This window comes from Reichenbachiella sp. MALMAid0571 (assembly GCF_040151475.1).
Classification (GTDB): Bacteria; Bacteroidota; Bacteroidia; order Cytophagales; family Cyclobacteriaceae; genus CAXBNB01.
Map to the genome: position 1 here is coordinate 138,376 of NZ_JBDKWG010000151.1, position 15,167 is coordinate 153,542.

The 15,167-nt window shown below is 35.4% G+C and carries 15 protein-coding genes; all 15 read right to left on the reverse strand.

The window, feature by feature from the left end:
- Positions 1-12 precede the first annotated feature (12 nt).
- The gene (locus tag AAOP42_RS22625) at positions 13-1,137 is read right to left on the reverse strand and encodes a glycosyltransferase (RefSeq protein WP_349530867.1); all 1,125 of its coding nucleotides are present in this window, start codon (positions 1,135-1,137) and stop codon (positions 13-15) included.
- The gene (locus tag AAOP42_RS22630; protein ID WP_349530868.1) at positions 1,134-2,084 is read right to left on the reverse strand and encodes a glycosyltransferase family 2 protein; all 951 of its coding nucleotides are present in this window, start codon (positions 2,082-2,084) and stop codon (positions 1,134-1,136) included. The genes AAOP42_RS22625 and AAOP42_RS22630 overlap by 4 nt, the downstream gene beginning before the upstream one ends.
- A 129-nt stretch (positions 2,085-2,213) precedes the next feature.
- Entirely contained in the window at positions 2,214-3,032 is an 819-nt protein-coding gene (locus AAOP42_RS22635; protein ID WP_349530869.1) for a sulfotransferase, read from the reverse strand.
- The gene (locus tag AAOP42_RS22640) at positions 3,029-3,718 is read right to left on the reverse strand and encodes a WbqC family protein (protein WP_349530870.1); all 690 of its coding nucleotides are present in this window, start codon (positions 3,716-3,718) and stop codon (positions 3,029-3,031) included. Before AAOP42_RS22640 ends, AAOP42_RS22635 begins: the two co-directional genes overlap by 4 nt.
- Positions 3,715-4,794 (reverse strand): DegT/DnrJ/EryC1/StrS family aminotransferase, encoded by a 1,080-nt coding sequence (locus AAOP42_RS22645; RefSeq protein WP_349530871.1) that lies wholly within the window; start codon positions 4,792-4,794, stop codon positions 3,715-3,717. The genes AAOP42_RS22640 and AAOP42_RS22645 overlap by 4 nt, the downstream gene beginning before the upstream one ends.
- 24 nt (positions 4,795-4,818) lie before the next feature.
- Positions 4,819-6,582 carry a hypothetical protein gene (locus tag AAOP42_RS22650; protein ID WP_349530872.1) on the reverse strand — a complete coding sequence of 588 codons (1,764 nt, stop codon included), beginning with the start codon at positions 6,580-6,582 and terminating at the stop codon, positions 4,819-4,821.
- 69 nt (positions 6,583-6,651) lie between these two features.
- Positions 6,652-7,809 (reverse strand): dTDP-4-amino-4,6-dideoxygalactose transaminase, encoded by a 1,158-nt coding sequence (rffA, locus tag AAOP42_RS22655; RefSeq protein WP_349530873.1) that lies wholly within the window; start codon positions 7,807-7,809, stop codon positions 6,652-6,654.
- On the reverse strand, positions 7,797-8,531 hold the full coding sequence (locus tag AAOP42_RS22660) for a GNAT family N-acetyltransferase (RefSeq protein ID WP_349530874.1): 735 nt from the start codon (positions 8,529-8,531) through the stop codon (positions 7,797-7,799). Before AAOP42_RS22660 ends, rffA begins: the two co-directional genes overlap by 13 nt.
- Before the next feature lie 9 nt (positions 8,532-8,540).
- Positions 8,541-9,458, reverse strand: coding sequence for a glycosyltransferase family 2 protein (locus tag AAOP42_RS22665; protein WP_349530875.1), 918 nt, complete (start codon positions 9,456-9,458; stop codon positions 8,541-8,543).
- Between the two features lie 33 nt (positions 9,459-9,491).
- A complete protein-coding gene (locus tag AAOP42_RS22670; RefSeq protein WP_349530876.1) occupies positions 9,492-10,319 on the reverse strand; it encodes a class I SAM-dependent methyltransferase in 828 nt (275 codons plus the stop codon).
- An 87-nt stretch (positions 10,320-10,406) separates the two neighbouring features.
- A complete protein-coding gene (locus AAOP42_RS22675; RefSeq protein WP_349530877.1) occupies positions 10,407-11,090 on the reverse strand; it encodes a class I SAM-dependent methyltransferase in 684 nt (227 codons plus the stop codon).
- Between the two features lie 236 nt (positions 11,091-11,326).
- On the reverse strand, positions 11,327-12,592 hold the full coding sequence (locus AAOP42_RS22680) for an ABC transporter ATP-binding protein (protein ID WP_349530878.1): 1,266 nt from the start codon (positions 12,590-12,592) through the stop codon (positions 11,327-11,329).
- Between the two features lie 315 nt (positions 12,593-12,907).
- Positions 12,908-13,075, reverse strand: coding sequence for a hypothetical protein (locus AAOP42_RS22685; RefSeq protein ID WP_349530879.1), 168 nt, complete (start codon positions 13,073-13,075; stop codon positions 12,908-12,910).
- A gap of 168 nt (positions 13,076-13,243) precedes the next feature.
- Positions 13,244-13,525: a hypothetical protein gene (locus AAOP42_RS22690; protein WP_349530880.1), complete on the reverse strand. Its 282-nt coding sequence runs from the start codon at positions 13,523-13,525 to the stop codon at positions 13,244-13,246.
- Between the two features lie 284 nt (positions 13,526-13,809).
- Positions 13,810-15,150 (reverse strand): RNA-binding domain-containing protein, encoded by a 1,341-nt coding sequence (locus AAOP42_RS22695; protein WP_349530881.1) that lies wholly within the window; start codon positions 15,148-15,150, stop codon positions 13,810-13,812.
- Between the last annotated feature and the right edge of the window lie 17 nt (positions 15,151-15,167).

Sequence of the window (15,167 nt, forward strand, 5' to 3'; positions counted from 1 at the left end):
TTAAATATTAAATCACTTCTTAATAGAAGTTTGCATTAATGACAAAGTCTTTTTCATCATTATTTCTATATCGTATTCCTTCACAATCAATCTGGCAGCTTCACCTTCTTTTTCCATGAGTAAAGGGTTGTTTTGATAAATTTCTATGGCTTTAGCAACTTCAATTAAGTTTGAATAGGGTAGTACTCTACCTGCACCTTTTAAAACTATTTCTGAAGCCCCGCCCGCATTTTCAAAACATAAAATAGGATTACCGCATGCTGCATTCTCAAGACTAACTAAAGGGAATGGATCCTCCCTTGAGCATAAATAAAACAAATCAAAATCTTTATAATACGGTATAGGATTCTCTACCGAGTCAATCAAATGAATTCTATCAGCAACACCAAATCGCTCCAACTCATGATTTAATTTTGATAGTTCAACCCCAACAGAAAAACCTCCAATCCACACAAAATGCACTTCTCTATTAGTATATAAAGCTGTTTGCAGAAAAAGATCGAACCCTTTTCTCCAGTCCCTTGTACCACTTCCACCTACGATAAAGGCATCATTTTTTAAATTGAGGATATTTCTCAAATCAATGGGGTCTGTCAAATTAAAAGTGTTAAGTCCAACCAGGGGTTCATGAATCAACTCTATTTCATCTTCCGGTATGTTCAGTTTTAAATTCAAATATTCCTGAACCGCTTTGGAAACTGCAATTATTTTATAAAACCTACTAAACTCTTTTTGCAAAAGTTCTGCACCATTAAAGAAATCAAAAGCGAATGAGAGTTCATGGATATGTATGATTTTGGGCTGAGGAAAATCCTCTCCTAATTTTGATAGAAATTTCAATGAAGCAATTGTGTTGAAGTATATCAAATTAAAGTTTTGCTTTTTGAGATTTTTGATCAATTTATGATTGACATCTTTTTTAAAGGTGAAAAACCTTCTTATTCCAGATTGCTGTTTTAAAACATGCGTAGATGCCAATTCTGTAAATTCTTCAAATAATTCACCACCCTGAAGAAGGACAAACTGGAACTCAAATTTGGTGTGTGACTTCAGCCACTTACAGATGTTCAACAGCACAATTGGGGCACCTGTTCTCGAAGCATCATGAGAAATGAAAAGAATTTTATTCTGATTCATAAGGTTTTTTGATAAACCTTGCATATTAAAAAAGTAGCATAGTACTTAATAAACCTTAAAGGATTTTTTCTTTTATTAATCAAAGAAAAAATAATCTTATATGTCTCTATTTCCTTCTTCACTAAGTCTGATTGGTAGGTGTTGTCATTAAATAAATTTTTGCGTATCAAGCTGTTACTTACTAAATGCATTTTATACGCCTCGATTAGTTTTTCTGTGTTTTCATGCAAACGACCATGAACACCTCCATGATGGACTCGGTAAACAGACATAGAATCTTTTAAAATGTAGATTTTATGATTTGTATTCTTCATAACCTTCAATACCACTATTATGTCACCAAATGGAGCAGTGAAGAACCAATCTTCAATAGGTGAAAATTTATCCCGACAAAAAACCAAGGAACATGTCCCTGTTAGATTATTCGCGATATAATCTACAATGCCGAAAGCTGAATCTTCGTTAATAATTGGAAATAGCCTAGAGGTATTCTTAAATTCATTTACCTCTTTGACCACATGAGCGCAAATGCCATACTCTGGATTCGCCTCCAAAACATCCACTTGTTTCTGAAGTTTGAGAGGATCAGTCCAGTAGTCATCTCCTTCACATAGGGCAATGTATTTAGCTCTTGTAGCTTTAAGATTTTCAATGAAATTAAATCTTCCCGAGGGGTTATCATTAATGTAGATTACATCTTTTCGTGATCTGAGAAAAAGACGGATTTTGTCGGGATTTTTTTCCGCATATTCAACACAAATTTCTCTGGTACCATCATTTGATTCATCCTCGCCAATGACTATTTCGAATTGGAAACTCGTTTTCTGCATTAATATGCCTTCAAGACATTCTCGAATATAATTAACATGCTGATAGGTTTGGACACAAACCGAAACTAAGGGGAGTGAATCGTTAGTACCTTCAATTTGAATATTATCTTTAGACATTAGACATTATCACGGTTGATTGTGCATAGAGAGATTACAAGATTTTTTTCTCCAAAATTAGTAATGAATTGGCGGTTTTTTTTTAAGAGCAAAATTCTCCATAATAAATCAACCGTGATAATGTCTATTCTATACTAAAAGATATTTCTCGAGGGTTGTATTTTTCAATTCTTTCATTATTTGAGCACCAATTCTATCAATTTGGTACGAGCTAGTTGATTTGGTTTTATAAACACCATATGGATCCCTGCTCTCTTTGCTTTTGGATTCATGAATAAATTCTCTAACTGACGATACCAATTCCAATTGGCAAAAATCAAATGCTTGTTTTACGGTTTTAACGGTTTCATCAACGAGATTTTTGTAATTGATTATAAATACTCGATCTGGAAATTCATTTCTTAGCTGTTCAAATGTACTTGCCACTTCAATCCACTTTGCAAAACCGTTAAATTCTTCAGGTTTGTTCTGATTTTTTTTTTTTGCATAGTACCACTCATCGTCTGCATTCCACCCTAGATCATATCTGAATTCCTTTGGTGCTTTTAACCACGAATGAATAACCTCAATTGGATCCCTTATTAAAGCAACGACCTTGATTTCATCATTTTTGTTTAGGAGATTCCTGATTATGTGGTGATACCTTACTTCCTTGTACACAATATGAGAAGGTAATTCTTTGGTGAATTTTGGAACTTTTGCTTTTTCCGGACTTCCATGACCCAGTACAAACTGGTCTTTTGTTTCTAAAATGTCTTTAAAAAAAATATCAATATCCGCTGAACCTGACCTTTCCGAAATCTGACCTTTATGGCCATAAGAGAATAGCGGCTGAAACCTGTATGCAACCTTGGGATGGGAATCGAAAATTGCTCCCAACCAGGTTGATCCGGATCTTGGAACACTGTGAATAGCGACAGGAATTAAATCTAATTCCTTTAAATTCATTCAATTGTGTATTTCTTGATCATTTCTGAAGTTTTCTTGACTCCATTGAACATTAGAATATCAACTATACTTAATGCTGGAATAAATTCCTGATTGAATTGCGAGTAAGATTCTATTGTTGGTTTTAAAAAATTCAGAGTTAATCCATTCTCTTTAAACACTTTGGAACTATATAATTCTAATCCCCCAATAGGATTAATATAAACTTTTCCCTCAAGTTCTTTGCATATTCTTATCACCCTTTCTTGTCCCTTGTAATTGAGAGTTTTTGGTAGCGAAGACGATTTAATAAATTTAGTTTTTACCTTAAGATATTCGGTAATGCTAATAATGGAGTTAATCGCAATATCTGAAATATTGGTCGAATCATAGCTTAAGATTTGAACCATTAAGGCAAATACTTCCTCAAAGTATGGGGCCTTGTTATAAGCGAGTTTGATCGTTTTAATTAGTTTCTTTCGATTATCAATTACTTCAATTTGATTAATTAACTTTTTGGGACTTGCATGAGATAGATTTAATGTGATGAATGATTCTTTGCCATTGATCAATATTCGGTTTCGATTAATCCAACCTCCCTTTATGAAGTTCACATCATCGTAAAAAACGAATTTATCTACTGCCTGAACTAGATGAAAATAACCTATATACGGGAATAGATAAGGTTGCATGATACCAACCTTCATTTGTCGAGGTTTTGTAAAATCAAATTGGAAATTATGATTTGATCTTCCTTGGTAATGTCTTGATACACCGGGAGACAAAGAATTCTGCTTGAAATCTCTTCTGAAATTGTCATTGAAGGCGAATCACCATTATATTCTAATCTGTTTAAGCTGGGGTAGAAATACCTTCTGGGAAAAATATCATTATTTTCTAAGAATGATTTTGTTTTAATGGTTTGCTCCTCTGATTCAAAAATGATTGGGTAATAAGCGGAATTTCCCAAGCTAAGGTCTATTGATTTTAACCGACTATTCCTTTCGATTAATAATGAATTATACCTTTCACAGGTTTTCTTGCGCTCTTGAAGAATTTCGTCAATATGCCTAAGATTGCACATTCCCATAGCCGCATGAAATTCAGAGTTTTTTCCATTAATACCCACTCCATTGAACTTTTCAGGCCCATCGTGTCCAAAGTTCCTCATATAAGAAATTCGTTTAGCCACATGATCATCTCGGGTAATTACAGCCCCTCCTTCAATGGTGTGAAATACTTTGGTTGCATGAAAACTGGTGACGCTAATATCTCCATAATCCAGAACAGAGCGGCCATTTATGGTGCAACCAAAGGCATGGGCTCCATCATAGATTACTTTTAATCCATGTTTCTTGGCAATAATCTCAATGGCTTCTACCTCGCAGGGATTTCCAAAAACATGGGTAGCGAGTATTGCCGATGTTTTATTAGTGATAGCATTCTCAATAAGTTTTGGATCAATGTTTAACGTTTCCGGATCAATGTCCACAAAAACAGGCGTGCAACCTTCCCAAACAATGCTACTTGTGGTAGCTACATAGCTAAATGGGGTTGTAATTATTTCACCTGTTAGACCAAGTACTTTGATCGCCATTTGAAGTGCAATGGTTCCATTTCCAGTAAACAGTAAATGTTTTACCTCTAAGTATTCTGTGAGTTTTTGCTCTAGCTGCTGTACCAAAGGGCCATTATTAGTCAGCCAGTTGCGCTCCCAAATTCCAGAAATCATTTTTTGATATTCCTCAATGGGAGGGAGGAATGGTTTGGTTACGGGAATCAATATATTTCAGCCAAGTTTAGCATTCTAGTAGTTTTCAATAACATCCCTTTTAAATATTGAATAGTCTTTATTGTTCTCAACACAGGTATAATGATTATCAGCAAGAAAAGTGTCCAGGTATTCCTTCCCCTCACTTCCCATAGCATTTTCTTTAGTATCAATGATCAAAGGCCATTGCTTGCTTTGGATTAAACGACTACTCATATCTTCAAAAAGTACTCTTGGTTTTATAACATTTTGAGTAATCCAAATGTGCTTTGTGAATGGTCGCATATTTGATAGATAATAAAGCATGAGTGGCGTGCCGTATATAAATAAGGTATTATCTCCTCCCTTATGATTTTCAATAGAATGAGTTATTTCATTAATATATTGAGCTCGATCTTTAGTTGTGTGAACTCCCCACATCAAATCATTGTCAATGGAATAAACTGCTCTAACCCTTGATATTAAACCTGAACTTACATGATAAATCCAACCCAATCGAATTATTAAGCATGCACAAAAGATAATTACCATGTACATTATGAGAGGTGGTTTCCATGAAATTTTAAGTCCCCATAAATCAGTATTTCTGATTTCAAACAGAACGATAATCATTAAGGGGATTACTAACATTAAGCCATAATTCATTTTTAAAAATAGGCCTGTAGCTGTACCAAATACCTGCACTAAAGAAATCCCCAAAGACAATAAGATAAGAGACGAGAATTTAGCCTGTCTTGACCTATCAACCTGCCCAAGTAGTATTACAGAAACAGGAAAAAGCAAAAATGCCGGAGCAAAGTACTTTATGTCATTGCCATAGGAATACCCTGTATATGCAATGGGAATTAGGACTAAGGCGATCAGGGAACAACTTATTGAGAACAATAAATTTCTTGAATGTTTCCAAATTTGACTGACCGCTATTGTGAAAAATACGATCGCTATAAAATGTGGAACAAAAATTAAAAGCTCACTAAAATAATTTTTCAACAATCTGCTTATACCATGTGAACTACCTCCATCTTTGGCTCGCAAACTAACAATCAAAAAGTCATCTTTGATTGCGTCCAGCATGCCAAAATGCCAAAGCAATCCGGCCATGCAAATGCATGAAAAGGCAAATCCTGAGACATAGAGAAAATAGTTATTTAGGGTTCTTGTTGTGATTCTTTTTAGCCCAATATCTTTATGTTTTAAATATTCATTATGGAAAATAACTACAAGTACAAGTACAAGAATAGTCAAATCGGGCAATCGAGCCATACAAGCTATTGCTGAATTTATACCCGCAAAAAAAAGGAGCTTTTTCTCCCCACTTTTCAATCCTTTGATAAGACAAAACACGGTAATTAAGAGAAACAATAAAGAAGCAATATCAACATTAAAAACCATGTATTGAAACCTGATAAAAAACATATCCCCAATGAACACTCCAAGAAGTAAAAGGTTTTTATTGGGAGTAAAATCTTTCAATATCAGGTATACCATGCCAGAGCAGGCATACAGAAACAGTAGATATAAAAAATTCAGAGCAATTACACCTGATAAAATCTTTAGCCAAACTGCGCCTATTAAGTCAGTGAAAAATGTAAGGATATTGATTTCATTCATTGAAAGGAAATCAAAGAAATATCTATAGCGAACAGCAAAAAAACCGGAATCAGTTAAGTCCCCACCTTGCCAAATGAATGCAAAGGGATAAATAACAATTAGTGCTATTAAAAAACGACGTGTCAATAGTGTTCTGGTATTGAGAAATGACTCTGCATTACCGAATAAATATTTAATTTTTGAAGACATTGAATTGATTTGGAATTTGCCTTCAGTCATTCTTCAATTGATTGTTCAAAACTCTATTTAACTCCGTATTCAAATAGATTGAATTGTATTAGCAACATATCGGATGTCTGATTCCATCATGTCATAATAAAGTGGCAACCGAACTAAGGAATTGGCGTAGTGATCACATTGACTAAGTACTCGTCCGTCATGCTTTTGACTATAAAAAGGGCTGCTATGTAAACTCAGATAATGGAACACAGCCAGAATCTTATTTTTCTTCAGGTGATCCAGCAATTTATTTCGTTGTTCAAAATTTTCACAAACCATATAGAACATATGTGCATTGTTCATGGCATAATCGGGGATTGAAGGTAGTTGGACTTTATTGCTTGTTGCCCAATCTGATAATAGTTCCTTATAGGAATTCCATATTTTCTTCCTTCTTTCTTGAATCTGATCAATTTTCTCCAACTGAGCATACAAAAATGCAGCGGTCAATTCTGATGGTAAAAACGAAGAACCAATATCCACCCATTGATATTTACCTACTTCGCCTCTATGAAATGCAGCCCTATTAGTTCCTTTTTCCCAAATAACCTCAGCACGGTCTATAAACTGCGGGTCATTGATGACTAGCATGCCGCCTTCTCCACAACTTATATTTTTTGTTTCATGAAAGGAAAAAGCCGATAAATGCCCTATTGATCCCAAAGCCTTTCTTTCCCCGTCTATTCCAGTAAAATAACTATCCACGGCCTGAGCGGCATCCTCAACAACAAAAAGATTATACTTGTCCGCCAAAGCCATGACCTTATCCATGTTGCAAGCAACTCCAGCATAATGAACGACTACAACTGCTTTGGTTCTCTTTGTAACGAGATACTCAATTTTATCCTCATCTATGCCGGGGTGGTCTCTTCTGCTATCAACAAATACTATTCTCGCGCCTCTCAAAATAAAAGCGTTAGCAGTACTTACAAATGTATATGATGGCATAATTACCTCATCACCTTCTTTGATATTCAAAAGGATGGCAGCCATTTCCAACGCTGCAGTGCACGAATGTGTTAATAAGCATTTTTCAATTCCATACTTGCTTGTGAATATATCATGGCAAAGCCTAGTATATTTTCCGTTTCCTGAAATCTGTTTTGAACTTGTAACGGCATCTATAATGTATTCGATTTCATCACCAGTAAAAATGGGCTTATTAAATGGGATCTGATATGATGTTAATCTATCCATTTATGCATTGTAACTTCTGAAGTTCTTATATAGCAATTATTGAATATCATAGCGAAATGACTTGGGTAGTTATCAATAAGTACCTTCGTCATCCAGTACTTAGCTCCTTTTTCTTTAGCCCATATTATTGAGGCGTTTACAATTAGTTTCCATAGGCCTTGTCCTCTATGCCGTGAATCAACTGCACCAATTAAACCCTCGGCAAAATTCTGTTTACTATTCATTTTTAATGCAAAAAAACCGATTGCAGTTTGAAATTTATCAACCAAGACAAATAATTGGTCAGCAATCTTCTTATCGGTTGAACATCTTTCGACCCAGTCACTATAGATTTCAGCGCATTTTGATTTATTCAATTTGCTGTTTCTTGCGTAGTGTCCATAGCCATAAAAGGAATCGTAGGCAATCCTTTTTAAATGTGGCAAATCGTCATCCTTATAATCTCTAATTGATACTTTTTGATCAATTTTTATAATATCCTGTAATCTAAGAGAATGTTTATAGCTAACCTGGATATCTTTTATTTCAAATCCAAGGTATTCTAATTGATTTATTAGTAAAACGTTACTTGAAGAAACTCGGGAGATAACGAGTCTGACATCATTTAATCTCAAATTATTGAGTATTTCTTCTGGTGTAAAATGGTTGAATTCGTTAATCTTAGCAACATTAAAGCCAAATCGCTGTGTATCCAAATCACTTATAAATGCATTGGCTCTCATCAAATTATGTCAACCATTAACCCTATCACTGATTATGTAAGTCGGTCTGTTTTTTACTTGAACTGAAATTTTACCTATATATAAACCTATCATGCCCAGAAATGTAATAACCAAGCCCGTTGAAAAGGAAATAAGTATCATCATACTAGTGTAACCCGGCACCAAGATTTTTCCCATTAGATACAAAATCAAATAAAAAATTGATAAAACTATAGAACCAAGTGAAACAACAATCCCAAATTTCAACCCCAGACGCATAGGCTTTTCCGAAAAGGATATAACCATATCAATCGCTAGCCTTACCAGACTTCTTAGCCTATATGAAGATTTGCCTTCCATTCTATCTGAGTGCTCCACATCAAGGTAACTTCTACTAAATCCTACCCATTGAACGAGGATAGGGAAAACCCTGAAATAATCTCCCATTGAATTAATGGAAAGGATGACCCTACTACTATATATACCGAAATTAGCCACCAAAGCATCCTGCTTTGTTTCAGTCAAGTAACCGAAAAATTTGTAGAATATTTTCGAACTCATGCGCTTAAACAAACTATCTTGCCTATTGACCCTCCTTGCCAATACTATTTCATAGCCTTCCTGGGCTTTATTATACAATCTTTCAATTTCTTCTGGCCTATCCTGCAAATCGCAATCCATTACAATTATCCATTCTCCATTAACCTGATCCAATCCAGCTGTAATTGCATTGTGTTGACCAAAATTTCTACTTAGCTTCAACCCTTTGACTCTACTATTCCTCCCTGCAATTTCCTGAATTATTTCCCATGAGTTATCAGAACTACCATCTTCTACCAAAATGATTTCGTAATCATCAGTGATTTTTGATACATTCCCTTCAATTCTGTCAATCAATTGAGGAATTATGTTTTCTGCTTGATATACCGGACTAACTATCGACAACATAATATTCATTAATAGAATAAATTTGCCTTACTATTATTTGCTCGCAACCACAAAACAACTTCCACCAAAAGGAATTTTGTTTAAACTTCTGATTTTCTTTAATTCCCACTGCAACACTTTGTCCAAAATTGATTTAGACCAACCATGAATAGGTTTATGTTCCTTTTTATGTTTTGACAGTTTATTTGAATTCTTATTTAAGCCTAATAAACTAGGGAGTGTTCTGAATAGGAATACTGGAACGGGTAAGAAAGAGAATAAATAGGTTGAATATTCTATTCTGAATCCACAAGTCTCAATCATCTTGCTCAAATTGATCAACGTATACCTTCGAAAATGTCCAGCATCTATATCTTCATTTGACCATAAAAAATTATAGGAGGGAACTGTGATGTATATCTTTCCATCATCCTTTAAATAGCCGTGTATATTGACTAAGAATTGTTTGTCATCTTTAATGTGCTCTATAACATCAAACATTCCAGCTGATTCCAAGGTGCCAAGTTGAAATCCCGCATTTTCTAAAGTTGAGCAAATGACCTTTTCCACTTCTCTTTTTTTAGCGTTCAAGCAACCTTGATAACCTGGTTCAACAAGTACAGTCTCTATCCCAACTTCTTGTAAACCTTTGGACACAAATCCATTACCTCCGCCTATGTCATAAAATATGGAATTAGAGCTAAACTTCTTAACTGCCTCTGTTATGAATCGATTGCGATGATCAAACCAAAAACTATCCTGTTCCAAAAGTAGACTATCTTGATTACCGGTTTCAGGATACGATACTTTTGATTTGCTTCCAGAAACAAAAATTCCGTTTTCATCTTTCACTAAATTTCCGGCTATCAAGTCAATTTTCATAATCTTGCAAGGAAATTGTTATGAATTTTGAAAACGTTAGAAAAAATATACATATTCAATCTTTGAATGAAATTAAGTCTCCACAACTCAGTTGTTGCTACACCTAATAGTTAGAATCGTATAAGGTATTCTCAAGGTATCGTGCAAGACTTGTGTCGTTAGGTTATTGAAATAAAGGGCTACAAGTTTTGTATACTCCTCTTGGGTTCTTACATATTTACCTCTATCATTTTTTATTAGCCACTTGGCAAACCAGTGCTGATTCTCAATAAATACATTGTCGTATGTCACAAAAATTCCTCCTTGATTCAAAACCTGAGCCGCAAAACTAAAAAGCTGTTTTGCATGTTCATCACTTAGGTGATGAACTAATGCTTTTGCAACCACCACGTCATATTTGTCAAAATCCCTTATGTCGAGTTCACCTACCGTGCCCTGAATAAAATTAACATCCTCTCTATTAGACCATTTATCGTTAGCATATTCTATGTAATTTTCATTCATGTCTATACCTAAATAGCCATCCACGGTTTTTGGTAGATACTTTACAAAACTTCCCGGCCCACATCCTATGTCCAATATCCGGCTCTTAGAATTAATTTGACATAATTGTTCCATTAAACTTGCTGTCTTTGACTTATCTGATATCAAATCTGAAAACAAAGAATATGCCCAAGAAAATTTCAAAATACCCTTCATGCCGCTATCACTGTGAGCAGACCTTATCTTATTCATATACTGACAATTTATAAAGATTGTTGAATCTTCCATTAGTCATAGCGTTTAGGAAATATTTTTTTATCATAGAAGCTAAAATGTGTTGTGATTATTTATCCCGTCAGTTCAATAGCCTTGATCGATGCTTTATGTCCAAATGCTTCGTTTGTTTCTGTTCCAATTCTTGTACCACGGTTCATTCTTCGTGAGCAAGTTGCTGCCCCAAATACCAATAATTAATTTCTGGTATTCCACTACAGGAGGAAGGAAGGATTTTACAACGAATATCATCAAACCCACTCAAATTTATGTCGAATTGAACCCGGTTCTTTGCCCATCCAAGAACCCATTGGACGCTTTTCCGGAAAAATTCGAACCATTAACACATCTCTTTCATTTACATAAATAACATAACCTTTCTTACTATGACTTAAAACCATTAAGTCGATCGAGAATTCACCTTCATTAAAAAAATCAGCAGGAATTTTCATTAATGCTTTACCCTTACCTGACATTGTATAATTTTTGCGATGTTTTGATGTGGTAGTAATCAGATATCTGCCTTCTTCATCCTTTATTTTCAAATTCCAATATATATTCTCATCAGGGGATTCATTAACATAATTAAACTCAATTAGTATTACTTCGTCCCTTACAATTTTATCATTAAAATCACGATTAGTGTTTCTAATCCCTAAATCTTTGATTAAAAATCCTTTGTTAATATAATTTAGATCCCTGTAGTTAAAACTATCATTGTTCCCTCCCATGTATAACTTTAGAATTTCATCGGTTAAACCATAGAATTTCAATGCTCCATTTTCTAACAATATCCCTTTAAGACATAAGCTTTTTATAGATGCCATATTATGACTCACAAACAACACCGTCCTCCCCTCTCCTTTGCTCACATCCTGCATTTTGCCTATGGCTTTCTTCTGAAACTCAACATCCCCTACTGCCAGTACTTCATCTACAATCAATATCTCTGGCTCTAGGAATGCCGCAATGGCAAAGCCCAACCTTACGGTCATGCCAGAGGAATACCTTTTGGTGGGTGTGTCGAGGTATTTGGCTACTCCTGCAAAATCTACTATTTCATCCAGCTTCTTGTCTATCTCCCATCGGCGCATGCCCATAATGGTGCCGTTCATGTAGATATTTTCCCGGCCTGTCATCTCCGGGTGAAAGCCTGTGCCTACTTCCAGTAAAGATGCCATCCTGCCTTTTACTTTTATGCTGCCTGTAGTGGGTGATGTCACTCGGGAGAGCAACTTGAGCAGGGTAGATTTTCCTGCACCATTCTTTCCTATAATCCCTAATATATCTCCCTGCTTCACTTCCAGGTTGATGTCTTTCAGTGCCCAAACATGCTCGCCTTTTTCTGCCTTTGAAGTACGGTCATTGACTTGCCCTACTTTGGCAAATGGGTCTTCTTTTCCTCGTATTTTTGTTGTCCACCAGCGGTTGAGATCATGGGATATGGTGCCCGTGCCTATTTCTCCTATTCTATAGAGTTTGGAGAGGTTTTCTATTTTTATTACTGTTTTGGGCATTTATTATTTTTCAGATCAGACCTTCCAAGTCTCGAAGACTTGGAAGGTCTCCAATTAATAGAAAGCCTCCAAGAGCTTCTATTAGACAAATATTTATTGATAAAGTACTGTTTACTATGGGCATAACTCTTGGAGGGGTAATTTGGAGAGTTGTTGTTACCTATTTACTTCTTTGGAAAAAACTACCTGTATCTTTTAAAATAGAAAACCCTATGAGATTCCAGTACATCTTACTTAAATGTTGTAAGTAACTGGGGATGGTATGTATTTTTGAATACCATTTCCCTATTTAGTTTATCTATTTTCCTAGACATCCTATAGATCAGATTTAGATTGTTGTTTAAATTTTTCAGCTCCTTTTTTGAAATACGCTTTTTCTTGTTCGAAGGTCATGCCTTCAATATCCTTGTCCATTTGGTTACGGATATCTCTCATCATTTTAACCGCATCGAATTTCTTGGAGGTCTTTTCAACTGTTTTCATAAGTCAATAATTCTCTTGGTGTCCTAATTTCTATCGTTCGATAACCATTTTGCAGGTTTACTCCATTGTATAAATGAATTTTATCAAGATTTACAATATGCTTAAAATTCCAGCTTGTCAAAATGTCTATTTCATTAACAGTTGCCGTAGCAATATGCCGACAATCAGTTAAACTGGTTTGACCGACGATGTTCGCTTCCAAATATTTATTGGCAAGCTGTCTGCTTCTTCATTATATTCGACAAAAACGAATTGTTCTTTGGTCATTTCAGAAAGAAGGCTTCTAACACGCTTTGGAGCATTGATAAGTTCAGTATATAAAATTTCGGATACGGCAATCTTGAATTTCTCTTCCTTTACAGACTTAAAGAAAAGTTTTGTCCAAAGCTCAAATTCTTCATCAAAGTATCCACCAACCACAGAAGTATCAATATAGACCTTTCTTATCATTCTTTAAAGTTCGTCAATCGTTCCTGAATTTGCAATAGACCACCCAACAGATACTACCCAAGTCTTGATTCTCTTTCTTAATATTTTCTACACTTTTAGCACGCTTTTCACCAGCGATTGAGGTCATGGGAGATGGTTCCGGTACCTATTTCTCCTATTCTATAGAGCTTGGAGAGGTTTTCTATTTTTATTACTGGCTTGGGCATTTATTATTTTATCAGATCATACATTCCAAGTCTTCAAGACTTGGAATGTCTATACGTTAATAATTTACTTTGCATTGATCATCTCACTACTTCCCAATATCCAGTCTTATCACTTCCAATTCGCTTCAACTTGCCCTGATCTCGTAATCTTCGTATGTCGCGCTTGATGGTCTCTACACTTACATTCGACCCATCTGCCAACTGCTCCCTGGTAATAAATTTATTCTCTTCCATTTTTTGTAAAATCCCGTTCCTCCGATCATTTACAGGGTCATTTACAGGGTCATTTATAACAATTACTTTACTTTCTGTTTTTTGTTGCTTATAGGATATTTCTACAAAATACCCCCCGCTGTTCTCCATGAAATCAAACTTCATGGTTGGGTATTGGCTGATTTTCTCCCTTACCCTACGGTATCCGCTACCATATTTTTCTATTTCTTTTGTCAGGTAAAATGCTTCTGCAATCAGTTTGTTACGTGTTTGGGCTTGATAGTTGTCCGTTTTTAAATCTTCTATAGTAAGCCCGCCAAATAACTTTCCCGGGTTGAATATACTTATTGATTGATCGAAGATCTTAATCTGAATATCTGTTGGGCTGGTATAATCCCTATGAACGATAGCATTTACTACCAATTCACGCAGGGCAGTCAATGGATATTCGAAAATCTCATTTCTACGGGTACTTTCCCCGGTAATCTCAAAAGCTACTTTTATTTGAGAAACAATAAACTGCATGGTTTCTTCCAATACTTCAAAAAGACCTCCGCTGATCATTTTGTCGGCAATAACCAAGGTTGGTGTTTTAAAACGACCCACATGAACATTATAAAACAAATCTTCTTTTGAGAAAAGAAGCATAGCAGCATTTGTGGGCCTGTTTTCCTTAATAAGTCGGAGCTTCGACAGGCAGTCAATCGGCGACCCTTCCAGAGAGAATCTCTTATTTTCATTGACCCGTTGTATAAAAGCCTCCACCTTTTGCATATTGATATCCTCCAGTTGCCCTTCTTTCCAGGGGTAACTGTCCCACGATGTTTGCAAGGAATTGGTGTACAAGTCATTTATCTCTGTTAGTGAAAGCAGGTGATTGGAATTTTGCTTCCGGCTATAATATCTTCCGTTAAAAGAGACAGGCTTTATGGGAAACTCCTGAACTTCCATCACTACCACGGTATTACCCTCCACTTGAATGACTTCAACATCAGGAATTACAGATGGTTTTGTATGTTGTTTGATTTCATTGATCCACTTTTGCACACTTTCTTCACCAACCGAAATTCCAATTATTTCTTTCTTATCAGAAACTCCAATGACTATTTTACCACCCCTGGTATTGGCAAACCCGACTAGCGTTTCAATAACAGATCTGTTAAATGAGGACTTGAATTCCAGGGATTCACCCTCTCTTTTGGCCAAAATATGTAATAATTGTT